This window comes from Novosphingobium sp. PASSN1 (genome assembly GCF_002278815.1).
The window spans coordinates 269,546-294,600 of record NZ_NKIS01000004.1 but is presented as its reverse complement, the minus strand read 5'-3'; the positions used below and the strand labels follow the sequence as shown (position 1 = coordinate 294,600).

Annotated in this window: 17 protein-coding genes and 1 pseudogene; 5 read left to right on the top strand and 13 right to left on the bottom strand. The window is 62.1% G+C overall.

Going from position 1 to position 25,055, the window contains the following annotated elements; genetic code table 11:
* Positions 1-8: 8 nt before the first annotated feature.
* Positions 9-2,492: a cytochrome P450 gene (locus tag CFE35_RS09495; protein ID WP_292930347.1), complete on the bottom strand. Its 2,484-nt coding sequence runs from the start codon at positions 2,490-2,492 to the stop codon at positions 9-11.
* 285 nt (positions 2,493-2,777) lie between these two features.
* A complete protein-coding gene (locus CFE35_RS09490; protein ID WP_292930346.1) occupies positions 2,778-4,040 on the bottom strand; it encodes an acyl-CoA dehydrogenase family protein in 1,263 nt (420 codons plus the stop codon).
* Positions 4,041-4,175: 135 nt separating this feature from the next.
* On the opposite strand from CFE35_RS09490, the gene CFE35_RS09485 reads away from it, so the two are divergent.
* Complete coding sequence (locus tag CFE35_RS09485; RefSeq protein WP_292930345.1) at positions 4,176-4,811, top strand: TetR/AcrR family transcriptional regulator; 636 nt, start codon at positions 4,176-4,178, stop codon at positions 4,809-4,811.
* A 178-nt stretch (positions 4,812-4,989) separates the two neighbouring features.
* Here the strand turns inward: CFE35_RS09485 and CFE35_RS09480 are convergent, their stop codons facing one another.
* The gene (locus CFE35_RS09480) at positions 4,990-6,030 is read right to left on the bottom strand and encodes a Rieske 2Fe-2S domain-containing protein (protein WP_292930343.1); all 1,041 of its coding nucleotides are present in this window, start codon (positions 6,028-6,030) and stop codon (positions 4,990-4,992) included.
* Between the two features lie 53 nt (positions 6,031-6,083).
* Positions 6,084-8,432 (bottom strand): TonB-dependent receptor, encoded by a 2,349-nt coding sequence (locus CFE35_RS09475; RefSeq protein ID WP_292930341.1) that lies wholly within the window; start codon positions 8,430-8,432, stop codon positions 6,084-6,086.
* On the opposite strand from CFE35_RS09475, the gene CFE35_RS09470 reads away from it, so the two are divergent.
* Entirely contained in the window at positions 8,431-9,138 is a 708-nt protein-coding gene (locus tag CFE35_RS09470) for a TetR/AcrR family transcriptional regulator (RefSeq protein WP_292930339.1), read from the top strand. The genes CFE35_RS09475 and CFE35_RS09470 overlap by 2 nt on opposite strands.
* Positions 9,139-9,410: 272 nt before the next feature.
* On the opposite strand, the gene CFE35_RS09465 is transcribed toward CFE35_RS09470, so the two are convergent.
* The 3 genes from CFE35_RS09465 to CFE35_RS09455 all read right to left on the bottom strand — a co-directional run bounded on the left by CFE35_RS09465 (position 9,411) and on the right by CFE35_RS09455 (position 11,431).
* The gene (locus tag CFE35_RS09465) at positions 9,411-10,661 is read right to left on the bottom strand and encodes a type II toxin-antitoxin system HipA family toxin (RefSeq protein ID WP_292930337.1); all 1,251 of its coding nucleotides are present in this window, start codon (positions 10,659-10,661) and stop codon (positions 9,411-9,413) included.
* Positions 10,662-10,666: 5 nt separating this feature from the next.
* Positions 10,667-10,927: a helix-turn-helix transcriptional regulator gene (locus tag CFE35_RS09460; protein WP_292930423.1), complete on the bottom strand. Its 261-nt coding sequence runs from the start codon at positions 10,925-10,927 to the stop codon at positions 10,667-10,669.
* Positions 10,928-11,155: 228 nt separating this feature from the next.
* Positions 11,156-11,431 carry a helix-turn-helix domain-containing protein gene (locus tag CFE35_RS09455; RefSeq protein WP_292930422.1) on the bottom strand — a complete coding sequence of 92 codons (276 nt, stop codon included), beginning with the start codon at positions 11,429-11,431 and terminating at the stop codon, positions 11,156-11,158.
* 717 nt (positions 11,432-12,148) lie between these two features.
* Between CFE35_RS09455 and CFE35_RS09450 the strand changes: the two genes are divergently transcribed.
* Positions 12,149-12,313, top strand: a complete 165-nt coding sequence (locus tag CFE35_RS09450) for a hypothetical protein (RefSeq protein ID WP_292930335.1) — start codon at positions 12,149-12,151, stop codon at positions 12,311-12,313.
* A gap of 32 nt (positions 12,314-12,345) precedes the next feature.
* On the opposite strand, the gene CFE35_RS09445 is transcribed toward CFE35_RS09450, so the two are convergent.
* The 6 genes and pseudogenes from CFE35_RS09445 to CFE35_RS09420 all read right to left on the bottom strand — a co-directional run bounded on the left by CFE35_RS09445 (position 12,346) and on the right by CFE35_RS09420 (position 17,205).
* Entirely contained in the window at positions 12,346-13,866 is a 1,521-nt protein-coding gene (locus CFE35_RS09445) for a DUF5597 domain-containing protein (RefSeq protein WP_292930421.1), read from the bottom strand.
* Between the two features lie 19 nt (positions 13,867-13,885).
* On the bottom strand, positions 13,886-14,815 hold the full coding sequence (locus CFE35_RS09440; protein WP_292930333.1) for a TolC family protein: 930 nt from the start codon (positions 14,813-14,815) through the stop codon (positions 13,886-13,888).
* A 72-nt stretch (positions 14,816-14,887) separates the two neighbouring features.
* Positions 14,888-15,691: an efflux RND transporter periplasmic adaptor subunit gene (locus CFE35_RS09435; RefSeq protein ID WP_292930331.1), complete on the bottom strand. Its 804-nt coding sequence runs from the start codon at positions 15,689-15,691 to the stop codon at positions 14,888-14,890.
* Positions 15,688-15,882, bottom strand: coding sequence for a DUF1656 domain-containing protein (locus CFE35_RS09430; RefSeq protein ID WP_292930329.1), 195 nt, complete (start codon positions 15,880-15,882; stop codon positions 15,688-15,690). The genes CFE35_RS09435 and CFE35_RS09430 overlap by 4 nt, the downstream gene beginning before the upstream one ends.
* 97 nt (positions 15,883-15,979) lie before the next feature.
* Positions 15,980-16,432 (bottom strand): annotated as a pseudogene (locus tag CFE35_RS09425) (FUSC family protein); the annotation flags it as partial.
* Complete coding sequence (locus tag CFE35_RS09420) at positions 16,405-17,205, bottom strand: FUSC family protein (protein ID WP_292930327.1); 801 nt, start codon at positions 17,203-17,205, stop codon at positions 16,405-16,407. The pseudogene CFE35_RS09425 and the gene CFE35_RS09420, both read right to left, overlap by 28 nt.
* A gap of 35 nt (positions 17,206-17,240) precedes the next feature.
* Between CFE35_RS09420 and CFE35_RS09415 the strand changes: the two genes are divergently transcribed.
* Both CFE35_RS09415 and CFE35_RS09410 read left to right on the top strand, forming a co-directional pair.
* On the top strand, positions 17,241-17,825 hold the full coding sequence (locus CFE35_RS09415) for a substrate-binding domain-containing protein (protein ID WP_292930325.1): 585 nt from the start codon (positions 17,241-17,243) through the stop codon (positions 17,823-17,825).
* 546 nt (positions 17,826-18,371) lie between these two features.
* Positions 18,372-24,875 (top strand): peroxidase family protein, encoded by a 6,504-nt coding sequence (locus CFE35_RS09410; protein ID WP_292930323.1) that lies wholly within the window; start codon positions 18,372-18,374, stop codon positions 24,873-24,875.
* Positions 24,876-25,055: the final 180 nt, after the last annotated feature.

Here is a 25,055-nt window from a genome sequence, read left to right as displayed (position 1 = left end):
CACCCGGTTCAGGCGAGTTCTTCCTCGCGCGTCGCCGTGGTTGCGCTCTCTTCCCAGCGATAGGCAATCGGCACGTCCTTGGGGCCGCAAACAAAGTTGGAGATCGTGCGGCGCGGCGTGCCGTTCATGCGGATGTCGGTGATCTGCGGCAGGAGTTCTTCCCACAGAACACGCATTTCCATCCGGGCCAGGTGCTGGCCGAGGCAGATGTGCGGACCCGTTCCGAAGGTCAGGCTGGGAATGCGCTTGCGGTCAATGTTGAAGATGAACGGGTCTTCAAACACGGCTTCGTCGCGGTTGGCGCTCTGATAGGCGAGCATGATCCAATCGCCTTTGCGGATCGCTTTGCCGGCCACTTCGGTATCCTCCAGCGCAGTGCGCATGAAGCTCTTGACCGGCGTTGCCCAGCGGATCGCTTCCTCCACGAACAACGGGATATCCGCCGGATTGGCCTTCAACCGCGCGACCAGATCCGGCCGTTGCGCCAGCACCCACATCGACATGCTCGTGGTAAAGGCCGTGGTGTCGTGGCCTGCAGTCGTTGCGATCAGGTAATAGCCGTGGAGCTGGCGCGGGGTGAGGTATTCGCCATCGATGCGCGCATTGGCGATCAGGCTGGTGAGCGTATCGTCGGGTTCCTTGCGCAATTGCGCGGTGCGACCTTCAAAATAATCGTGCAGGTCTTTCAGGCCTTCATCGATCATGCGCATGGCCTCGTTGCTGGTCGCGTCCTTGCCGCTGGTGTTGATATCGGGGTCATTGGCGGCGTGCAGCATATGCGCGTTGTGCAGGAAAAAGCCTTCGTCCTCCGCGGGCAGGCCAAGCGCCGCCATGACCACGCGCAGCGGATAGACCCAGCCCACATCCTGCGCGAAATTGCAGCTGGTCCCCATGGCGCGCATTTCCTCGACCGACCGGCGGGCCAGAACCCGGATACTGTCTTCCAGATCCTTGATCGCTTTCGGCGTGAACCGGGGAAAGGCGATCATCCGCAAGTCCTTGTGCTCGCGCCCATCGACTTCGACGGCCGAACGCGTGACATTGGGTTCGCCGAACGTGTCGATGCTATAGGCTACCGAGGCGCGGTCAAACAGCATGACCGAGCCGGCCGCGTTGGAAAAGACATCGGCCCTGCGCTCGATCTCCTGAATGTCCTCATAGCGCGTGGCGATCCAGAACGGATCGTACTTGTCGGGATGGGCCATGGGGAAGGGATCGTTGGCGCGCAGATTCTTCAGGATAGCCTCAATCCCGTCCAGCTCGGCATAAGCGCGCGGATCGACCAGCGTATTGGCGATAGCAACGGGCACGGTTGCCCGCTTGTCCTTGGCGCGGCTGCGCGCAACAGCCCACAAGACGACCGCCATGGCCAGCCCCATCAGCGCCAGAGCTGTGCCGTTGACCACCCGGTAATCGCCTGTCGCCAGCGCACCGCCGAGCACCGGGCCGGCTGAAAAGCCGATCAGCGCAGCCACATTCACGAACATCGCCGTGCTGCTGGTCGGATCGACCGTTACCACCGCTTCGAACTGATAGTTCAGAACATAGCTGAAGGAGAACCCGAACAGCATCGCCAGCGGGATGAAGGCCTGAACAGGCGTAACCACAAGGAACAGCGCGGTGGTGGCGAGGAGCCCCGCAAAACCGATCACCATGGGCTTCACGAAGCCGAACCGCGAACCGATCAGCGCGGCCGCCGCGCCGCCAAACATCCCAGCAAACAGCACATAGGCCGCCGATGCATCGGCGGTTTGCTGCTCAACGCCCCATGCGGCGCCCATATAAACCAGATAGGAATAGACCGCGATGACGCCGGCGTAGAACAGAACGACAGAGCCGATCCCGACCCAGCCCAGCGTGGAAACGCGGCCTAGTGCTGGCTTGCCCGAGGTTTGCGCCAGAGTGCGGCGTACTGAGGCGGTCGGCACCTGAGTGGAACAAAGGAGCGCAACCAGCACAGCTGCGCTGACCAGTCCGAACAGGCCAAGCGATCCAAACTGGCTTGAAACCGCCCCCATCGCCAGCACCGCCAGCCAGCCAACCCCCAATTGGGTCACTGTGAACACGCCAAGGTTCCGCGCCGCATCGCCTTCAGCCATGACTGCATAGACCACTGCCAGCGCCATGCCGCTGCCAAGCCCCGCCACCGCGCGCAGCACCAGCAGAGCGCCCAGCGAAGGGGTGACGATCGACAGAATATTGGCGAAAAGCGCCAGCGCCATGCCCACCATGACTGTGCGCCGCCAGTTTAGCCGCTTGACGAGGTCCGGCAGCACCGCGCAGCCGAGCGATCCTAAGGTGATCCCGGCGACATCGGCCATCGCTACAAGGCCGGTCTGGGCTTCGCTCAAATGCCGCACCAGGCCCAGAGCCGCCAGATAGGCCGGAATGGCATTGGGCAGAGCCATGCCCACCGAACCGATCAGCACCGAGGGCAGCACTCCGGGATGCAGTCCGAAGCGGTTCACCAAGGGCGTGGCAGGATTGGACATGGTTGGAGCCTTCTCAATATGTCATTATTTCAATATCTTGAAGTCATTTCCCCGCACTCGGGCTACCCGCAAGGGAGCAATGCTCACAAAGCGGTAGTAGGGGTGTACGACAGACCCGGACGTTCAAAAAGGCCGGTGCCGGCAGGGCAGACTACGGCCACCGTCGGCCTCACCGCCGCGGACGTCCTGTAAGGCGGAAACGCGGATCGGCCGCTCTCGCGAGCGCTACCGAAGCTGCTTCACCCTTGGAAACGGCCATCATGATGAACCTTCCACGCGGGGCGTTCAGATCGCGATGTTCGACGGCTCCAGCCCAACCAGAACACGGCCATAGTTTTCCGGGCCCCGGTCATACTCGGTCGACTGGTGCAGGCTCATCATCGTCACATCGAGCAGCGCCGAGGCCAGCTTCGAGCCTTCGAGCATCGCCGATGCGCCGCAGGCGGCGACCAAGGACGTGATCACTTGCTTGCACATGTCGGGCACATAACCGGCAACCATGCGCGCCTTTGCGCGCTGCTCGAGCGTCAGTTCTGCACCAGTGCGCAAGTGGGCTTCGAGTTCGCGCATGGTGTCCTGCAGCAGAAGTTCGGCGGCGCGCACTTCGATCTCGGCGGTTGCGAGGCGGATCAGCGAAGCGGGCATGTCGACCTGCGCCTTGCCGGTCACATAGGTGCGTTTCATGATCACATCGCGGAACAGCGCGATCACCGCGCGAGCAAGGCCGATCGACGAAGAGTCCGTGGCAAGGTGCGCGCCGGGGGGCAGGGGCATGCGATAGGCGGCGGTGCCGTGCAGCCGTCCGCCCGGGGCCGTGCCGCCAGCGACATCGGCACGGGTGACTGTGCGATGCTCGGGCACGAACACTTCTTCGGCGATCACAATGTCGTGACTGCCAGTGCCGGACAGGCCCTCGACCCGCCACGTATCTTCGACGTGAAACTGCGGACGCGGCACGATCATCATCCGCACCAGCGGTCGACCGTTAGCCTCTTGGCCCTCGATCGCCGCAAAGACGCAGGTCCAGTTGGCGTGGGTCGATCCGCTGCCGAAACCCCAGCGGCCTGAAACCATATATCCGCCATCAACGGCGCGTGCGTGCGCCTTGGCGGTGTTGGCAGCACCGCAGCACAAGTTGACGTCGTCAGCATAGAATTCGCGCTGGCCTTGTTCGGGCAGCATCCCGACCAGCCAGCAGTGGACTTCCCACACTACATAGACCCATGCGGTCGAAGCGCAGCCCTCGGCCAGCACGGAGCCGACCGCGACCATGTCGGATAGTTCGAGGCCGGGGCCTCCGAACATTTTCGGGCGCATGATGCCAGACAGGCCGGCCCCCACGATCGCTGCCACACTTTCATCGGCCGGGCGGCGCTGTGCGCGGGTCTGGGCCGCATGCTCGGCTAGAGTGGGAACAATCCCGCGCGCTGCAGCCAGATAGCAATCGAGCGTCGGTTGATTGACCGAAGGACGCACATCGGCAGGAAAACGGCCGGCGATCACGTCGGCAGCGGGGCGAAACTCATCTTGCTTCAGTGCGATGGTCACACGCGTTCTCCCTGATGCACTCCAGTGCGTAACAGCCGTTACATACCAATTGATATGGAGCTGTCAATGGCCTCCTTATGAGGTTGATGTGCGCGAAAAACTGGGCTTATGGGTTCTATACCTTGGAGACAATCCGTGCGTCCAAACCCACAGGCAATTGAGCCAACCCCTAATCTGCCCGATCGCAAGGCGGAGATCATTGACGCCACGATCCGAGTCATCCGGCGCGACGGCTGGGGGCGGGCAACCATTCGCGCGATTGCCGGCGAGATGGGCCTGACCACTGGCGTGCTTTGGCACTACTTCGCGGACAAAGGCGATATCCTGAAGGCGGCACTGCGCAAGGCGCTTGAGCCCTGGCGTCTGTCGCTCAAGCAAGCGTTGGCTGATCCTGATCCGTGGCAGGCCTTGGAGATCATGTTCCTGCCCGAAGACGGGATCATGCAATCGCAGTTCAGTCACATCTGGCCCAATGTGGTGAGTGAAATCCGGCAGGAACCTGAGCTCTGGGCTTTATATCGTCAGGAATATGGTGCCATTCGGGACGATATCGCCAACTTGATTGCCCGGTGTCAGGGGCGGGGTTTCATCGATCCGCGGCGCAATTGTAAGGTCGAGGCGGATCGCCTTTGTGCATTGGTTGATGGACTGATGATGGCCGTCGTGGGCGAACCTGATCGTTTTCCTCCCACCCACGTGCGCGAGATCGTTGCTTACCATTTCGAGCAACTGGGCCGGGTCTGGCCTGCGGCGGCCGATCTGGGCAGCTAGGATGTAGTACTAGTTTGACAGGGTCGTATTGTCGGAATTACCTCACCGCAAGTCGAAAACTGACCATCGAAAAGGTCTCCTTTCGGGGGAAGCATTGGGGGTATCGATCTTGTTTATTGCAGTAAAATCAATGCAATAACCGCCTCAGCTTCGCTGGCCTCACGTCCCGGGATGACCTTCACCCGTTGGCGCGCTCGGCATCCATCATCTTCTGCAAGGCGCGGCGGCCTAGCACTGCAGTGCCGTCGCTTTTCAGCATCAGTTCTGGCGGCAGCTCGTCCACCGTGCGGATGATCTTCTCAATCTCGACTGTGGCGAACATGTCTTCGGCCAGCACCGGTTTAAGATACTCGATCATTTCATCGACCCCCTTGTGGTCGCTCGAGCCCATTGCGAAAAAATAGTTTGTTGTGAACCGCTTGGCGGGCGTCACCGCGTGCCACACGCGCGAGGAATTGAGCACTTCGCCCGCGCGGGGATGGCCTTCGGAAACGAGCATTTCGCCAATGCCAGCGTGGAAGCCGGGAAAGTGGAAGTCCATGCCCGATATGCGGTCGATCGGCCCGTCGAAATCGATCCGCCCTTCGGCAATCGCCTGGCGCTGGGTGTTGCGCATGGTGCGGCGGCTGCGGATCCGGCGCTCGTTGGCGTCGCGCTCTTCCGGTGTGGCAGCGTCATCCGGCGTGCCGATCGACGAGGCATGAAGATAGCCGAGATGGGTTAGATCGAGCAGGTTGTCGTTGAGCAATTGATAGCGGCCATCGACCTCGTGAAAGTAGAAGGGCTTGCTGAGATAGCCTTCGATGCCGAAGCCGATCTCGTCCATATCCGGGATGAGCGCGGGATCGGCCTTTTCGGGATCACCCGGCCAGATCCACGCCCATAGACCGCGTTCGATTAGCGGATAGCTGCGGATCGAATAGACCCCCGGAACCGACTGCTGGCTAGGCACGAAGGTGCATTTACCGCCCGAATTGAAGGTAATGCCATGGTAGCCGCACTGGATGGCATCGCCGACGCGCTTGCTGGCGCCGAGCGGATAGTGCCGGTGCGGGCAGCGTCCTTCGACTGCTACGGCAGTTCCGTCAGCCTTGCGATAAAGCACGACCGGTTGGTTGAGGATCCAGCGCGAGAGCAGTTCTTCGCCGATCTCGTGTGTGAAAGCGGCAACGTACCAGCCGTTGCGCGGGGCATAGCTACCTTCGGTGAAGGGATACATGGGGTATGCTCACATTGGGCGCAGGCCGGACGGTGTCCGGCCCGAGCAGGTTATTAGAAGCGGCGCTTGATGCTGAGCGACCATTCGCGGGGGCGGCCCACAATTGCAGTGGCGAGGCCGAAGTTGGCCACGTTCTCGCTAGTGCCGACCGTATAGAACTTGTTCGTGAGGTTGGTGACCGCTGCAGCGACCTGCCACAAGGAGTCTGAGGAGGCCCATGTGAGCCGGGCGTTGAACAAGCTGCGCCCGGGCACCTGATTGAACGGGTTGTTGACCGCCTGGTAGAAGAAGCCGGACTGATAGGACCAGTCGATGCGGGGCGTCAGCGTTCCCGCCTTGCCGATCCCGGCTTCGTATTGCGCACCGGCAGACGCGGTCCACTTGGAATTGAACGGCGCGGTCATATCCAGCGTGATCAGGCTCAGCGGATTGATCGTGTCGTACTTGAAATCGAGGTAGCCAGCCGAACTATTGAGCGTGAGCCCGGCAATGGGCCGCCAGCTTGCTTCAAGCTCCACACCTTGCGAGTGTCCGTTGCCGGCGTTGGTAGGCTGGCTGCAGGTGACGCTCGCGCTGGTCGGGCAGACGAACAAGGTGCGCTGGATATCCTTGTAGTCATTGTAGAAATAGGTGCCGTTGACGGACAGTGCGCGCCCGTCTCCGACCTTGAAACCGGCTTCGTAGGTTGTGACTTTTTCCGGGCCGAAGGGCAGGACCTGGTCGGCCACGAACGGCCGCGGGTTTACGCCGCCACCCTTGTAGCCGGTCGAAACTTGCGCATAGACCATCAGCGCATCGGACAGACGGTAGTTTGCGCCGATGCGGAAATCCCAGCGCTGATCGGCGAAAGTTCCGCTGAGACCGCTTAGTCCGAACACCAGCCAGTTGGGCGTGAAGGGAATGCCGGGAATGGCTGACCCATCGGCATTGGTGCGCCCGAAAGCATAGACCTTGCGGTCATCGGTGTAGCGGATGCCGCCGATCAGATTGAGGTTCGGGGCAGGGTGCAACTCGACATTGGCAAAGCCCGCCACGCTGCGATTGTCCGAACGGTCATCCGCCAGAAAATCATACTGGAACGTGGGGATCATGATGCGCTGGAAGGCCCGGTCTTCGGCCTTGTAGTAGAAGCCACCGATAGTGAAATCGACCAGCGTACCCAGCTTCCCGGTCAGGCGCAGTTCCTGCGTGAACTGGCGGTGGCTGTTGCGCAGGCCCTCTTTCAGGACCGAGATCGGTGATCCATCGACTTCGAGCACAGAATTGCCGGTCGCCTTGCGGTAGGCCGTGATCGACTTGAGCGCGAGATCATCGGTAAGGGTCAGATCGGCCGTGCCGGTGACGCCCCAGGTCTCGGTCGAGTTCTCGGGCTTATCGGCAAACGTACCCGGGGCCACTTGCGCGGGGAAGCCGAAGATCGTGGTGTAATTGCCGCTGCCGCCGTAGTTCTCATAACTGGAATAGCTCTTGGGCCCAGTGAGGAAGCGGCTGTCGAACGGCACGCCGCCGAAGGGATTTCCGGCAGCATAGGTGCGGAAGTCCTGCAGCGCCAATGCCGGCGCGATGGCGGCACGATTTGCGAAAGTCAGCTTGGTTGCCGGCGGTTCGCTGTTGTTGCGGGCGTAATCTCCCGAGATGGTCACATCGAGCTTCGAACCGCTGGGCGCATAGCGCAGCGCGCCGCGAAGCGAGAGTACATCGACACCGCCCTGCGTGCCCGTGACACAGTCCTTAGCGCTTGTTTGCGAGGCAATGCCGCTGCCGGGGTTGGCGCAGCCATAGTCAAGCAGGCGGAAGTAGCCGTCGCGCTTGTCATAGGTTCCTGAAAAGCGCGCATAGAGACCATCAGAAAGGGGGACATTCACGCTGCCGCGCAAATTGATCCGGTCATACCGGCCAGTGCCTGCCTCCAGCGATCCACCGAAATCGGCGTTGGGCTTGGCGGCAAAGAGCTTGACTGCGCCGCCTAGCGAGTTCTTGCCTGCCAGCGTTCCCTGCGGACCGCGCAGCACTTCAACACGGTCGAGATCGACAAGGTCGAGCACAGCACCGAAGGTTGTGCCGTAATACACATCATCGAGGTAAATGCCGACGCCCGGTTCAAGCGCGAAGCTGGCATCATCCTGCCCGATCCCGCGGATGTAGGCCGTGATCGAATTGCTGTTGAGCGCGGTGGACTGCGACAGGTTCACGTTCGGTGCGAATGCGCCCAGATCGATGATGCTGGTCTGACTGCGTGCTTCGAGGAGCTTTGCCGGCATCGCGGTGATAGCCAAAGGCGTGTCCTGCAGCCGCTGTTCGCGGAACTGCGCCGTGACAATGATCTCTTCGGTTGTCGGGGCTGACGACTCGGTATTGGCCTGCTCATCCGCTGCCTGCGCAGCGGCAGGTACAAATGCCATGAGCGCCAGCAGCGAGCCATTCACCAGCCATGAAGAAGGCCTTTTCATCCACATTCTCCCGTTGCGGCGCCTCTTGTCGAACACCGTTAGACGAACACTGTTAGACAATCGGGAAAAGTGGGTCAATAGTGCTGGAATGGAAGCCACAACCGATCTCAAACTGACCGTCGAGCAGATCGTCGATCAGGCGCTTGAACTCCTCCGTGAGGAGGGCATGGACAAACTGAGCATGCGCCGATTGGCCGCTCGTGTGGGGGTTCGCGCGCCAACCTTGTACTACTACCTTCCGGACAAGTCGGCGCTGATGGCAGCGATGATGGAGCGGTTGTTCATGCGCTGCATCGACCTGATTCCGCCGACGACCGACTGGCGGGATTGGATGCGCGAATTTGGCCGGGCTATCTGGGAGGTTCAGGAAACCTATCCCTTCAGCGGCGAACTGATCACCGCAAGCATGCTCGACGAGGATTTCTTTAAGCGCACCATGGCGCGCCTAGTGACTACGCTTACCGGGTTTGGACCTCCGGTTAGGGCGCTTTTGGAGCTGCAATCAGCGGTGCAAGCTCTGATGACGGGTTGGTCGACATTCGCTCACGCCCGCTACGCGGGGCAACTCAGCCGCATTCTTGATGTCGAGCGCTTGGCCTTCGAAAGCCTGGACGCGATGATCGAGGGTTGGCGTCTCGAACAGTCCGGCCAGGGCTAGAAGTCGGCCTGCGCAGTGCCACTTGTCAACAACCAGACCCGTGGCTGTGCCAATCAACGCTGCCCTTGAATTGGGAATGCGCGTAGGCCTGCTCTGCCACCTGAAAACTGGATCGCTTTGAGTTAGAGTTTTTCGTCGTAATCTCCCTGGCTGGGAGGAGCGAAGGCGTTCAGAAAATTAGGGGCTACTCACCGCGTTTCTGGCGAGCTGACCTCTGAGCGCAGGCGAGCGTTCCAACAGGAGAGATATCACATCGGGCATCGCGCCCAATGTCAGCTGATTGTGCTCGCCAATCGAAAACAGGTCGCAAAGCGACCGCGGTCAGCAGCGCTTACGCCCGATTGCGTGAAATACTCTTCCCACATGGTGGCTACGCGTACACGCATGCCCGCGATCATGGCCGCTGCCTGATCAGGCGCTAGGTCGAAACCAGCAGCGCCAGCCAGAGCATTGGCAATCGTCGCATCTCTGCCTTGGGGGCCGACGCCGAGCACCAGTCGGCGCTCGAGACCAACCTGCGGCTTGGGCACGACATCATAGAGCGGTGACAGCCGCCAGCCTTTGCCGTCGAACAGGAAGCCGTGGTTGCGCAGGTGATCGTCATCGTTGGTGACCAGGATGTTGAACACCATGCGCCGGAATAGCTCATGCAGGTCACGACGGACCTCGGTGCCATGTTGGCGAAGCACAGCTGCAAGATCGGCATAGCTGTAGCGGCTCACTTCGCTTTCGTGCGCTCCCAGCATAGTCAGCCCAGAGGCGAAGGGGCGCCGCTCAACCCAATTACTATGTGACACGCGATCAAACCGCTCGATCAGGTAGATGTCGCGCTCCAGTACGCGCCGGAAGTCGAGGGCGGGAACATCCAGACCGCATGCTTCGGCCATTCGCATCGTTGCCAACTCGACCCGGCATTCGGGAAAACTGTCATTGCGCGCTTGAAACTTGGCGATCCATGGCTGGCCATCGATCTCGGTCGCCGCTTTAGGGCGTGCGCCGCCTAGCGACGAACCGGCAGTCAGCAACCGGCGCAGGTTCTCGTCGAGCTGATCGACATGCTGCGCTCGCTCTGCAGCCTCTGCCAGCTCTTCAAGGGTGAAATGCTCGCCGGGCGCATCGCCTTCGCCCCAAGGTGTTATTCGCTCCGGGCGCTCGGGCGTTGGGCCGAATGCGAGGGCGCCAACCCGGTAGTCACCCGAAGCGAGGATCAGATCGATGTCGCTGGGCAGTCGGTCGCCCATAGCCTTGTACATCAGGTACTGGCCCCAGCCATCGGGAGCCGCATCGCGGATTCCGCCGAAGACGGCGAAGCCCTCTTCGGTCTGGAAACTCCGCTCGGTCGCGGGATCGTGAAGGGGCAGCGCTATCGGGTCGACTGCAATGCGATTGGGGCGGGCGAGGTAACGGCGACCATAAGCAAAGGTCGCGAACTGGTTGCGCGGCTCGTCGGTCATAGTCAGCAGTCCAGCCGGAACAGGGCTGCCGCCGAGATGAACGAAGACATAGGTGCGGACGGTTGCCATGGCCCTTAGAAGTCCAGCTCGTCGCTGCTCACGGCATGCGTGGTCTTCGGCAGCCGGGCGAGGTCTTCGCTAATGCCTGTGCGGTCCGTATCGGGGGCAACAAGTTCCGCCAGGCGCTGGGTCATTCCGAACACATGAAGCGCGCTGGCGAGCACGGCCAGTCCCACTGTTGCATCGCCAGCCTCGAGACGCTGGAGCGTCTGTACCGATACAAGCATTCGTTCAGCCATCAGCCGTTGCGGCAGCTTGCGACGGCGGCGCGCAATAGAGATATCCTTGCCCAGCTGCGCGATGGCGCGCTGGCTCTGGGGCGGTAGGCCGCTGGCAGCTCTAGAAGCGCGTGACATACTCAATACATGCCATATCATGCTAAAATTGTCAATTGAGAATGATATGTCACATCATTCGAGTTGCGGCTATACGGGCAAAAGATGCGGCGTCCGAGAAATAGCGACATTTTTCGGACGCCAGCAACACCAAGCCTACTTTGCTGATCACCGAGCCTCTCTGCCCGGCGTTATCCTCTTGGCGGGATGCCCAGTGTCAGTACCCGGATCGCACGTAGAACGGTGCATGCCCTGCTCGGCCCAGCGATCCAGATCTTCCAAAGCATATGCCACGCGGCCACCGAGCCTATGGAAAGAAGGTCCAGTCCCATAAGTCCGATGCTTCTCCAGCGTCCGGGGCGAAAGGCCAACATAAATTGCCGCGTCGGGTGCGCGCAAAAAGCGCGGCGCGAACTCGGGGACTTTGGTTGTGAGATCAGACAGTACCCGTTCCTTCCAGTTACGGTTTGGATGTTCGGGTAGCCGTAGAAGCCAACACGATCGAAGTGTACGGAGCGCCTTATGCTGGTTCGACGCTGCGAGCGCTGGCGGAGGCGGGAAAGGCGAAGCGCCACTGCTGAAGGATGTCGACGCGTTTTGGCTGCGATTCAGCTTCTCTTGCCACCCAAATTCGGACGCTGAATTTCGCAGCCGGACCCGACGTGCGCCCTTTGATAGCTGCAGAATTCGAGTCCCACATCGACTCGTCGGACGTAGAAATCAGTCCGTCGAAAATGTCCCGGATTGGGGGTATGATTGGGGGTAGTTGGGGGTATCGGCCCGCAAAAGTCTATTAAAGTCAGTTTGTTGTGGCTTTTGGTGGATCCCTCCTCCGCTACCATCCACCAACGTCCGTATCGTTCCACTTGCCGCAAGGTATGTCCGGTTGGTGGGCTAGTTTGCCCGGGAGCCAGCGGGAACGGTGGTCTTTTTCTATTCAAGGCGAGCCAGAAGTTTTCGCCCGAACCCAGCAGTCTGTAGGGGTATTTTTCCCTCCCTGAGTTCCCGCGCCACCTGTCGAAATGCTTGGTCGGCCAAGGCACCTGTGTTCCGGTCCGCAATCACCGAACCGGTCGTCGGCAAGCATGGTTTCGCGCTGGAAGTGCATCGGCAGGCCGCGCACGACATTGAGGCCCTGCTGCGCGAACATGCGGGGGGATCATGCAGGATCACGATCTTGCCGCGGCCTCGGTGGTGATTGAAATCACGCTGGAAGGACTGGTCCACAAGGCCGGGATCGACCGGGCCGAATTCCTTGCCGGGGATGTACTGGAACAGCAGCTGCTGCGGCTTTTCACAGGCTATCTGGGCATAGCACGCCCATGAAGCGCGGTGCGCCGCATGCAGCGTAAAAGGCGCTACTTCGGCGCAAGGAGCCTGATCCGCACAGTGCCGATGCGATCCGTCGGAATGACGTTCAGCCGCTCGTCGCCGTTGATTGCCCGGCCCGCCTTCCAGCCTTGCGCCGTGAAATGCCCCTCCTCGACCCGGTCGATTTCGGCCAGCGCCTGCCCTTTGGCAAAATCGGCTGTGAAGCCCTTGCCCACGATCAGGAACGTATCGTTACCCTCCGCGATGATGAGGCCGAAGGCGCGGCCATCGCCGGGGGCAGGCCTGGCGAGCGGTCCCTCGGTCTCGCTCGGTAGCGGCTGCGGCGGCGGCGGGGCCTGCAGGCCCACATCCAGCAGCATCTGCCGGAGCAGGCCCATCGTCTCCTGCACCGTGATCGTATAGCCGCCCAGCTTGATCACGGCTGGCCTGATGACAGATGACTGGCCATCATCGAGCAGCACGCCCGCGATGCGCCCTTCCGCCTGCGCCCGCGTGATGACTTCGTCCATGCCTGAAAGTTCGGCGTAAGCCTGCGCCAGTTGGCTGTCTGGCCGCCCATCCTCGATCCCGAACACGGAGTAGCCGATCGCGCGGTGCTGACCGAGCGCCCAGAAGATGTCCCCGGTGCGGAACTGCGCTTCGGGCACGAACAGCGGGTTTCCGGCGTGATCGTAGTCCGCCAGCACGTCCTTCACGTTGGGCGCGTAGATATCCGGGGATAGCATATCGAGCGCGGGCGCGGCGGCCCGCCACACATCGAGCACGCGCCGTGCAGGCCCACCACTGGGATATTGCCCCGCTTCCGGCTGCCCCTCCTGCGGACCCAGCCAGCCATTGGCATACATCGGCAGCGCGAGTTCCCGTTTGCCCGCCACGGCGAGCGCGTTCATGTACCGGGCGAAGTGCCAGGCCATGAACACTTCGTCCGCCTGCCAGTCCGTACCGAACACCTGCGCCCAGGTGCCCGCAGTCTTCCGGCCCTGGCGGGTCCAAAGTGCCTCAAGTTCGGGTTTCAGTGTGGCGCGGTTTTCGGCGAGGAACTTGAGCAGGGCTGTCGGCACCGGCTGTTTCCACGCAGCTTCCGCCAATGCGGATCGATCGCGGCTGTCACGCAACATGCCGGTTTCGTTGTTGACCTGCACCATGATCACGCGGTGATCGGTATCGACGGCAGCCAGATGCTTCATCAACGCGGCAAAGGCCGTGCGATCGGCATCCAGCAATTCCGGCGAGAACACCGACAGCACGGGCTTGGGCATCGTGCCTTTGTAGGTGAAGGCCTCTTTCAGCGCCGCGCTGGCGATGGCGCGCGGATAGTGGCGCGGATCATTCCGCACCCAGCCTGGCGCATACGTGGATGCGGCGTTCTTGAAGGCGCCGAACCAGATCAGCACGAGCCGCATGTTGCGTTTGCGGGCCTCAGCCATCTGCGCATCGACAAGCCTGAAATCGAACTTGCCCTGCTCCGGCTCCGAATCCTCCCAGGAGGCCGTCCCGACAACCGTGCGGACATGCATGGCTTCCAGCTTGTCCCAGATCGGCTTCATGTACTCCGGGCTGGACGCGCTAGAATTGTGCAACTCGCCGCCCAGCGCGAGGTAAGGCTTGCCATCCACCAGAAGTTGGCGGTTGCTGATGACGGGGAGCGGCTCTGCGCTTGCCGTCGAAACAGCAGCGCCGATGATCGCCGCCACCGCCATCATGCGGGTCAGATGCTTCTTCATGGCTGCTTCCTCGTCGCTCTCGGTGCCCTTGCGTAATTGGAATATTCATTCCTGTTATGCAAGTGCGATGGGAGGTGGTTTGCGGCCATCCGGCACCAGTCGTGGGGCCAAATCGCCCCGCGTCTCGCAGACATTTTCCGCCGTTGCAGCGTCTGCCAGTCCCGCTACCAGCCACCGCCGCCGCGAGCGTGTCGGCTTCCTCCTGCGCGCTGCAAATGCCGACGTAGGCTCTTGCGACTTCGCCAGCGAGCGTCACCTTGCCCGCGCCAACCAGTTCGCGGCGCGTTTCCTCGTCGGCCCGGGCGGCCTCGATGGAGCGACGGACCCGGCCGAACAGGTCGGACTGATAGCTCAACCGCAGATCCGCCGAGCCAAGGCTGGCAACTGGCAGCGCCTCAGGCAGAAGGAAGGATTCGCCTGAAAGCCGGGCGCGTTCTGCCGCGGCATCGATTGCGAACTCCGGCTCCGCGGCGCCCTTGGCAACTTCGGTCATCGCATGCGCGCGGGCAAGGTTTGCCGCCGCGACCCGCAAGTCGGAGCGTCCCGCAAGGGCCTGCTCTTCGAGCCCGTCGAGCACGGGATCGTCGTAGAGATGCCACCAGCGTGGAGGAAGATCGTCGGCCACGGCAAGTGTCGCCGGTATCTCCAGCGGGGCACGCGCTGAGGGGCGGTTTATCGCCGCAGAGGCGGGAAGATGATAGTCGCGCCCCACTTTGCAGCCGACCAGCACCAGCATCCCGGCAAACAGTGGGCTATGCGCAGCGATCTTCACCGAGGGGCTCCTTGCGCCAGCGTGATGGACGCCGTTCGTCCCGCGATCAGGGCGACGTTGGCGGGTCCGTGGTCAAGCTGGATGCGGACCGGCACGCGTTTGGGGGAGGCGGACCCAACTGAAGGTTGGATTGATCGCGGGCACGAGGCGGGAGGTTCCCACGCGGTCATGGTCCTCGATCGCACCGGCCACCGAAACGACATGTCCCGTCAACACGGAGTCTTCACCCATCAGGCGTATCTGGGCCGCCTGGCCGATGCTGATGCGGTTCAGCTTGGCTTCCTCGAAATAGCCTTCCACCCGCAGACTGGAACTGTCGACCAGCGCCAGGACCGGCGTTCCGGCGCTGACATAATCACCCACGCGCAATCCCACGTCGGACAGTTCGCCGTCCATCGGTGCGACGACCTGCGTGCGGGCGCGGTTTAGCTGGGCAAGCGCTAGCGCTTCGTGCGCCATGGCAACCTTGGCCTGCGCTGCGGCGAGCGCGGCGCGGGCATCGGCCATTGAAGCCTCTCCCTGACCGACCTCGGCCAGCATGATCGTCGAGTGCGCCCGCGCCACGTCTGCTTCGGCCTGAAGCATCTGGCTCCGCGCCTGCCCGATCGCGAGATCGTAGCGCGCGGCATCGATCTGAAAGAGGGGATCACCCTTGCGCACATGCTGATCGTGCCGGACGAACACCGCCGTGATGGTCCCTGCACCGTCTGGAGCAATCTGCGCGATATCGGCCCGCACCCGGCCATCGCGGGTCCAGGGGGCTGCCTGATAATACCCGATAAGCAGGCGAGCGCCCACCAGCGCAGCCAGCACCAGAAGAAGCGTCAGGCCGACGCGCAGAGCAGATCGTGCGGTTGGCGAAAGCATGGCAGTCATGGGAGTGTTGCCTCAAGGAACGGGCGGAGCCAGAGCACCATCAGGGCCCAGACGATGACGAAAAGCGCCGTGTCGGCGAGGACCGGATGCCAGAACCAGCGATAGAGCCGCCCCCGCACCAGCAGCCGGTGCAGCGCGAAGGTCAGCACTAAGGCAAGGCAGGCCCCTACAGGGGCTGCGGCGATGTACATCCCGCCGATGGCATATTCGGCGTTCATGCGGGCCGCCCCGCAAAGCCCGGCGCATGTGGCGGACGAGACGGGCAATGGCCACGTCCTGACCGATCCGGCGCAGACCGGCCGTTACCCCAGCTGCGAGAAACACGGCGACGGCCTGCGCAAGATTGGCGTTGAGAAAGCGCGCGAAATCAGGCGAGAAGCTTTCCTGGAGTGCCAGTGCGCTGCAAAAGCCGATGGAACACGCCTGGGCCATGATCCCCCAGCGCGGATTGATGCCGAACAAGCCGATGGCGAAAAGCGGGATGGCGAGCAGCACCGCAAGGGCCGGGAATCCGTCAACTCCGGGAAGCAGCGCGAACAGATAGAACGCTGCCAGCGGAATCCCGGCAAGGATGGCGATACCGAAGCGCACAATCGTGGGAACCGGATTGTCCAGCCCCGCGAACAGGCCGCAGAACACGCCGGTCAACGCGACAGCTATGCCGCCATCAGCCCAGCCTGTCGCGATCCAGAGCGTACAACCGATCAGGGTGGCTATCGCTGCAGAGGCCTCGGAAAGGATTGCAAAGCGGGCATCGGCGTGAAGAACGATCCGCGCGCGTTCCTGCAGCGGGGCGGGGCTGGGGACCTGAGGATCCTGAAGGTGCGCGAACAACCCGTCACACATTCAGCCAGCAGCGCCTCGGCCTGTGCATCGCGCAGCGCGAGGCTTTCGTGCAACAAATCCCGCCATTCGCCATGGGCGCTGCTGAGCGCCTGCCGCCGGTCGGCCAGCCCGGACAGCACCGGAAGCACCAGCAGCATCCGGCGCAAAAGTGCCTGAAGGGTCCCGGTTGCCTCGCGCCAATGCGAGGTATCGAACGGCACGTGGGTTGCCAGCAGAGTGCACTCGATGGCGTCGGCAGCAAGCTGATGGCGGTCTCTTTCGACCAGCCCCGGCTGCTCCTGGGCCATGATGTCGTCATGCCATTTGCGTGCATCGGCGAGCCAGCCGCGAAGGCGCGGCAGCAAGGCCTCTGCCACCGAACGAAGCCACAGGACGCTGTGCAAGAGCGCGCCGCAGGCGATGCCGAGCACGATTTCGGTAACGCGCGCGGCTGCGATATCGAAGATCGCCTCCGGCCGGTCCACCGCCGGAAAGGCGATCAGCGTTGCGGTGTAGCCAGGCAGCATGAGGACATAGGATCGCGGGGAGCCATCAAGCAGGGAGATGGCCAGGCATCCACCCAACCAGAGCGACAGTTCGGCGCACAGCAGTTCGGGCCATGCGACCAGCCTTGGGACGAGCGCCACCGAGACGGCTGCGCCCACAATCGTGCCGACGACGCGGTACACTGCCTTCGATCGTGTCGCGCCGCTTGCTGCCCTTGTTGCTGTCTGGCCTGCGCATTCATATCGAGGCCGCTGGCCGAGAGGAGGTCAAGGCTGCACTTGTCACGGACCAGCACGACCTCGGTCTGGGTGTGGATCCGCCACATGACAGGCGGCTGCGTTCGATCAAGATCCACGAAGAGCCGCTGTTCGCTCTTGCAGGGCCTGCCGTGGCGGCACGAATTGCCTCTGCCAACAGGCTCCTCCAAGGGCTCGCCGCAGAGCCGGTCCTTGCTTGCAACCTTGAGCGTCCCTTGCTGGACAGTTGGCTTTCCGCCAATGTGATCGCGCTGCGTTCGCCGCCGCCCGCCTTGACCGGACAGGACCTGCGCTTCTTGCGCAGTATGTTGCAGCGGGGGTTCGGGTGGACCGTGCTTCCGGGCTATTTGTGCGCCCAGGAGATGGCGGAGGGGTCACTGGTCGAGATCCCCGCCCCCACCATTCGCCCCACCCAAAGCTACTATCTATCGTGGGCACCGCGTGTGTTGCGGCATCCGCGGGTTTCAGCCGTTCACCGAACGCTCGTTGCGACGACGGACTTCTTTCGCTCGCCCCGCACCGGCTCGCTAGCTCCCACGTCCTGAACGTTGAACGACAGGCCATCGATCCGGGGCCGCCGTCGCCTGCGCTTCCCTCCAGCGTCCGGTTCAACCTGCTTGGCGTCGGCTCTGGAGCCGGCGCGAAGCAGGCCGTGCTCATCCTCGGACTCGGGAGGGCAGGGCCGGATTCGCAAGTGGAATAATACCTACCGTTCTCTACTTATTTCCGGCTGATCGGAGAGCATGCGCTGAACCCTCATGCCTCACCCGTCTGCCCTGCGATGGCCAGTGTCCAATCCCTGACTGCACAGTGTGCCCCTCTCCAGAGCGCGGTTCCGGCGCAAGATTGGCATTGCTCAGTGCCGGCTAACGCAAGCTAGGCCGAAATTTATAGTGCACGGAAATGGTTAACTTACTTTAATTGCAGGCATAGAAAAAAATGCAAGATGTCCCATTTTGGATCGGTTGATCGACTGTAAAATTGTGTTGCTGTATAGCATTTATTGCTGATTTTTCCCCTGTTCGGTGCGCCTAGAACCCAGATCGTTACAAAACATGGCCGTGAGAGGCCGTTACATCGGGGCAGAAACTATGTTTAACGCAGCGCTCAAGCCGTTTATGATTAACGGTTCGGATATCGATTTCATCACTACTCAGGTGAACTTCCGCCCGCTGTTTGATGTGGATGGAAATGCGATCATCGCGTGGGATGGTACTGGTGCGATTTACGATGGATACGGCAAGCAGGTCTGGGATGGCACCGGCCTTTCGGCCGCCCAGGCTCAGGCAACTTACGGTACCTCTTACGACACCGCGGTAGATCTCACAGGTACGCGCTATGTCAGCGGCCAGCACAACAATCTCGTCGGCGACCAGTATAACTGGGGCTCTGTTGATCAGAACTTCGCGCGGTTTGCCGCCAGCTATGGCAATTATCTGCCCGCACTCACCAGCACCGACACCAATGCCTTTGCCGCCGCCAAAACGTACTGGAAGAGCTACAGCAATGGCGTGACAGCCGGCGGGTTCAACCTGAACGGCAATGCCAACACTGACTACTCGGTCACTGCAAGTGCTACGGGTAACCACGTCGCGACCGACGGCACGCAGATCCAGATCAACAATATCGTCGACTACACCCCGCGCATGATCAGCCTGCTGACCACGACCGGCGGCGTCACCTATGATACCTGGGCCAATCACCAGAGCGACCCGAACGCTGCGCACCACACCGCCAACGAGATCTACTACGACGCAAACGGCGTTGCAGCGGTTACCAGCTGGGGCGCGCTCGATACGGTTGCCAACGGCGGCGAAGGCCAGATCGATTCCCAGGCCCACCTCAATGCTTCGGCTGGGCAGGACGATCACTTCATCGGCACGCTCAACCCGGGCGTCTCGCCTTCGAACGGCTTCTTCGTGCTATTTGGCCAGTTCTTCGATCACGGCCTTGATTTCATCGACAAGAGCTCGGGCGCCAACATCAAGATCGCGCTGGCCGCAGACGATCCGCTCTATGGCATGACCGGTCCGGATGGCCGCCCTGTGCACGAGATCACGATCAACCGCGCGACGGTCCAGACGATCGACGCGAACGGCACACAGTATGTCGACCACACCTCGCCCTACATCGACCAGAGCCAGACCTACGGCTCGCACGATGCGATGACCAACCTTCTGCGCGAATGGACGCGTGATCCGGTTACCGGCCAGTTCCATGCAGGCATGTCCCTGTTCGACGGCAACACGCTCGAGACCGCGTGGACCAAGGCCGATGGCACAGTCACGCATGAAACGCTGCCCACGCTGGCCGAACTGCGCGCCCATGTGGCCGCAACTGGCCGCGACGATCTGAGCTGGGAAGATATCTCGAACCTGCGCAATCGCGATGCGCAGGGCCATGTCATCGCCGGCACCAGCGGCAGCGCAGTGCTGCTCGACATGAACCCGCGCTTCGATATCGGCCACCTGCACGGCTTCTACGACAAGAACGGTAGCGGCACGCAGGATGCCGGCGAAGCGAGCTACGCCACCTCGGCGCAAGCCGCGCAGGTCGATGCCGCGATCGCCACGCTCGATGCCAAGGTCAAGGTGCTCTACGGCCCCGGCGTCTCGTTCGGGATCGTGAACGGCCAGTTGACCCTCTCGGGCCTTCCCGGCCCGCAGCCGGTTCTGACCGGTGCCAACGCGCTCTATCCCTTCGTCGATTTCTCGAACTTCAGCATCAAGACGACTGACACGATCACGCACCAGGACATCTCTGGTGTGCACGACGCGGTGGGACAGATCCTGCTCGCTTCGGTGAGTGACCACTACATCGCTGGCGACGGCCGCGTGAACGAGAACTTCGGCCTTACCTCGATCCACCACATCTTCCACGAAGAGCACAACTTCCAGGTCCAGAACCTGATCGATGCGCTGCACCGTGATGCGGTGACCTCGGGTGATCTCACCAACCTTCACACCTACCAGATCGATACCGGCCATCAGAACGCTGCGGGTGACTTCATCACCCAGAACGGCGACATCGCGTGGAACACCGACAAGGTTTTCGCGGGCGTCAAGGTGATCGTGGAAATGGAGTACCAGCACTCCGCGGTCGACCAGTATGCGCGCAACGTTTCGCCGAACATCCAGGAGTTCGTCGGCTATTCGGCGGAGAAGAACGCTGCTGTGACCCTGGAATTCGCCCAGGGCGCGTTCCGCTTTGGCCACTCGCAGCTGCGCGAGACGATCGACGCAATCGATCCGACCAAGGGCCTCACCGGCAAGATCATGGGTTACGCGCTCGAGCAGGCGTTCCTTTCGCCTGAAAAGTATGCCGGCATCGGCCCGTCGTCCGTGCTGCTGGGCATGACGCACCAGCAGGCGAACGAGATCGACGAATTCATCACTCCGGCGCTCAATCAGGGTCTGCTCGGCCAGCCGCTCGATCTCGCCGCAATCAACATTGCGCGCGGTCGTGACATCGGCCTGCCCGATCTCAACACGCTGCGTACCACCATGGGCCTTCAGACTTATGGCAGCTGGACCGATTTCGGCCAGAACATGCAGCACCCCTCGTCGCTGGCGAACTTCATCGCGGCCTATTCGCTCGATGGCAATCTGGCCAAGGCGCAGGCCATCGTCGGCCTTGCCGATGGTTCGATCTCCGAAGAGGACGACGCGGCGCTCGGCATGACTGTCGATCAGGCCAATACTTTCCTCAACGGCGGTGACAGCGGCTACCAGCACATCGACGCATGGCTCGGCGGCCTTGCAGAAGTGCACCAGCCGGGCGGTCTGCTCGGCGAGACCTTCGACAAGATCTTCGTCGACCAGATCGAATCGCTGATGGACGGCGACCGGTTCTACTACCTCTATCGTCTGGCCGGGCAGCAGTTTGGCGAAGAAGTCGCCAATAGCCAGCTCAAGGACATCGTCGAGCGCAACACCGGTCTCACCCACCTCAACGGCAACGTGTTCGGCTATGCCGACCAGTACGTCGATCTGGGCGCGACCAAGGAAGTCGTCGCGGCGGGTCAGGAAGCGCAAACGACCGGCAACGAGCACAAGTACGGCGACATCGCCAATGTCGCGAACGGCACGATCGGCATCTACTCGAACGGCGGTCGCAACAACGTGAACGACGGCCGGACCGTGACGATCAAGGGCGTTCAGTACCTGCAGGATACTCGTCTGGAAGACGGCAACACCTTCGCACGTCCCACGGTCACTTCGGGCAAGTTCACGACCGATCTCACCGGCTGGACCAAGAATGGCGATGCCAGCGTGGTGACGCTCGACAGCTCGCTCTCGGCGGTCAAGGGCCACGGCGGCGGCGCAGTGGCGGATCTCGCCAATGGTGGCACGCTCACGCAGGAGCTCTCCGCGCTTGCCGTCAAGGGTGACGAATACACCCTGACGGTCAACGTGGGCGACCGGACCGATAACGCGCCCGGCAAGGCCTATGTCAGCCTCTCGTTGGTCAGCCCGGACGGCACCATCACGCATGGCCTCGGCATGCAGGATATCGATACCACCGGCGATGGCAGCTGGCAGAAGGTTGTCATCAACAGCGGCGTGATCGACGCGCAGCACGACGGTTGGAAGCTGGTGGTTGAACTCGTCGGCGGGATCAACGGCGGCCACAACCTGTTCGACGATGTCGCCATCACGCAGGCCCACCAGGTCCTCAACGATGGCGTCAATCTCGACGGCACGCCCAATTCGGGCGCGGACTCCAACGAAGTCATCGCGGGCACCGCTGGCAACGACCTCATCTACGGCCTCGGCGGCGACGACACACTTTATGGCGATGGCGGCAACGACACGCTCTATGGCGGGTACGGCATCGATCGTCTCTATGGCGGTGCCGGCGCGGACAAGATCTACGGCGGCGACAACCCCGACCTGATCGATGGCGGCTCGGGCGATGACCAGCTCTACGGCGAATCGAGCGGTTCTGACATCAACGGCATGGACCAGATCATCGGCGGTTCGGGCAACGATGTGATCCACGGCGGTATCGGCATCGACAAGTTGTCGGCTGGTTCGGGCGATGACAAGGTCTATGGCGATCAGGATACCGATCCCTTCACCCACGCTGGCGATGGCAACGACTATGTCGATGGCGGCAGCGGGCAGGATATCCTCTATGGCGACAACGGTTCCGACCTTGTCGTTGGCGGATCGGACTCCGACCAGCTGTTTGGCGGCAAGGGGGACGATATCCTGCGTCCGGGCGACGCCACCGGTGCAACCGGTGTCGGCACCGACGAAGTGCTCGGCGGCGACGGCACGGTCGACGTGGGTGACAAGCCCGGCACCACCGGCTTCGATCTTATCGACTTCAGCGACAATGCGTGGCGCAAGATCGGCGTGTCGTTCGATCTTTCCAATCAGAATAACCCGCTCGCAGCGCCCAACGGCAACCTGGCGCAGGTGGGCTCTGCGCAGATCGAAGGCGTGATCGGATCAAGGTCCGCTGAAGCGCTCACCGGCGATGATGGCAACAACTGGATCATTGGCGGTGCGGGCAGGGACACCCTGATCGGCGGCGCGGGCAACGACGTGATCGTCGGCGGCTCGATCCGGCTCGATACACTGATCGGCAAGTACAACTCGGGCTATACCCACAACAACGCCAATGCGGGCCTCACCGATGCCGATCAGCTTGAGGATGCACGCTATCAGGGGGCATCGCACCGTGTGCTGTGGTCGGAAACGATCGACAACAGCGGCCTGATCGACGCGGTCAACAGCACCGGCGGCGCGCAGTTCGAAAAGCACTTCACCGAAATGCTGCGCTCGGACCAGTTCAAGGATCTGGTACTGGGCAACAGCGCAGGTGTCGCGAACACGGGCACCGATACGGTGGTCTATGCGGGCAACCGTGACGACTACCAGATTACCCGAGTGAAGTATAACGGTGTGGCGGCGTTCAAGGTCGTCGGTACTGGTTCCGCCAATAGTGCTCTTGCTGACGCAGCAAAGCTTGATGGCACCGACCTCGTCGTCAACGTCTCGAAGTTCCAGTTCGCCGACATGACGGTGAGCGCGAACAACCTTGTCCCGATCATCGACTCGAACGGCGGCAAGGCAACCGGCACGGCAACGGTGGACGAGAACACCACTGCGGTGACCACGGTCCATGCATCCGATGCGGCGGTGGGCGGTCCGGTGACCTACTCGATCACCGGTGGTGCCGATGCGGCCAAGTTCGCGATCAACGCCCAGACCGGTGCGCTGACCTTCGTCGCCGCGCCGAACTTCGAAGCACCGACCGACACCGGCACGAACAACGTCTATGACGTGATCGTGCAGGCAACGGACGGCTTCGTCTCGGGCCAGCAGTCACTTGCGGTGACGGTCAACAACGTGGACGAAGCGGCGACCGGCGGGGTGAACCTGACCATCACGGCGGGTGCCAACCTCATCATCGCTCAGGACGGTACAGTGGGCATCACGAGCACTCTGGCCGATCCCGACTTGCCGGGCGGCCTTACGCTCAGCCACCAGTGGCAGACCTCGACCAACAACGGGTCGACTTGGACAAACGTGCCGTTGATCGGAAACGGCGCAACCTTGAGCTCGGCGCTGTCCCTCTCTCAGAACGGCAAGCTGATCCGTGACGTGGTGAGCTACACCGATCCATTCGGGACCAAGTCGGTGACCTCGGCACAGGTGGCGATCGTTGGCACCGTCGGGAACAATACGCTGACAGGCACCGCAGGTGCAGACGTGATCCATGGCCTTGACGGCAACGACACGATCACTGGCAATGCCGGGGATGACGTGATCATCGGCGGCAAGGGCAACGACACGCTAACCGGCAGCGCCGGCGCGGACACGTTCCTCATCGGCACCGGTGAGGGGACCGACACCATCAACGGCGGTACGGAAAGCGACACGATCCAGGCGACGGCGAACAACGTGGTGATCACGCTCGCTTCGGGCTTCGGTTCGGCCAACAGCATCGAGACGATCTCGAGCGGCGGCTTCACCGGTGTTACCGTCACCGGTGGCACCTCCGGCAGCACGCTCGACTTCTCGTCGACCACGCTCTCGGGCATCTCGGCCATCAACGGCACCGCAGGCAACGACACGATCACCGGTTCCTCGGTCAACAACACCATCGTTGGCGGCGCGGGCAACGACCGCATCACTGGCGGCGGCGGCAACGACACGATGACCGGCGGTGCGGGCAGCGACACGCTGACCGGCGGGGTCGGCTCGGACGTCTTCGTGTTCACTGCACTGTCTGAATCGCAGAGCTACGCGGGGCGTGATATCTTCACCGACCTCACGCTCGGCAGCGATACCGTGCGGTTCGGTGCGGGCCTCGGCACGGTCGGTGCACAGGCGCACGATGTCTACACGGTGGTGACGGCAAGCGGGGCGATCACCACGGACGCCACGCTGGCGACCGCAGTCAACCTCACCGCTGCGGGCAACTCGAACGGCGGCAAGGTGGTGATCGTCAACGACACGACCACCAGCCATGCCTTCGTCGTGGTCGATACCAACAACACCTCGGGCTACCAGACCGGTGTCGACATGGTGTTCGAAGTCAACCACACCATCACCGGCACGATCCCCGATTTCATCATCTGATGAGATCGAGCTGCGGGCGGGGCGTCACTAGCGTCCCGCCCGATCCCGAGGTGGCAACTACCTGATGAAGTTGCACCTCGGGATTGGTGATCCGGACTTTTTTCTACGATTGCGGTGAACCCGGGCAGGATGACGATCCTGCCCGGGTTCGCTGCATTCTTGCGTTGGCGGCTTTGATCG

Bases quoted from the DNA above. Each gene is read 5' to 3' on its own strand.
- CFE35_RS09495 (WP_292930347.1), bottom strand. From the start codon at position 2,492: ATGTCCAATCCTGCCACGCCCTTGGTGAACCGCTTCGGACTGCATCCC.
- CFE35_RS09480 (WP_292930343.1), bottom strand. From the start codon at position 6,030: ATGTATCCCTTCACCGAAGGTAGCTATGCCCCGCGCAACGGCTGGTAC.
- CFE35_RS09470 (WP_292930339.1), top strand. From the start codon at position 8,431: ATGAGCGCCAGCAGCGAGCCATTCACCAGCCATGAAGAAGGCCTTTTC.
- CFE35_RS09475 (WP_292930341.1), bottom strand. From the start codon at position 8,432: ATGGCATTTGTACCTGCCGCTGCGCAGGCAGCGGATGAGCAGGCCAAT.
- CFE35_RS09465 (WP_292930337.1), bottom strand. From the start codon at position 10,661: ATGGCAACCGTCCGCACCTATGTCTTCGTTCATCTCGGCGGCAGCCCT.
- CFE35_RS09450 (WP_292930335.1), top strand. From the start codon at position 12,149: ATGCAGGATCACGATCTTGCCGCGGCCTCGGTGGTGATTGAAATCACG.
- CFE35_RS09445 (WP_292930421.1), bottom strand. From the start codon at position 13,866: ATGAAGCCGATCTGGGACAAGCTGGAAGCCATGCATGTCCGCACGGTT.
- CFE35_RS09435 (WP_292930331.1), bottom strand. From the start codon at position 15,691: ATGACTGCCATGCTTTCGCCAACCGCACGATCTGCTCTGCGCGTCGGC.
- CFE35_RS09430 (WP_292930329.1), bottom strand. From the start codon at position 15,882: ATGTACATCGCCGCAGCCCCTGTAGGGGCCTGCCTTGCCTTAGTGCTG.
- CFE35_RS09410 (WP_292930323.1), top strand. From the start codon at position 18,372: ATGTTTAACGCAGCGCTCAAGCCGTTTATGATTAACGGTTCGGATATC.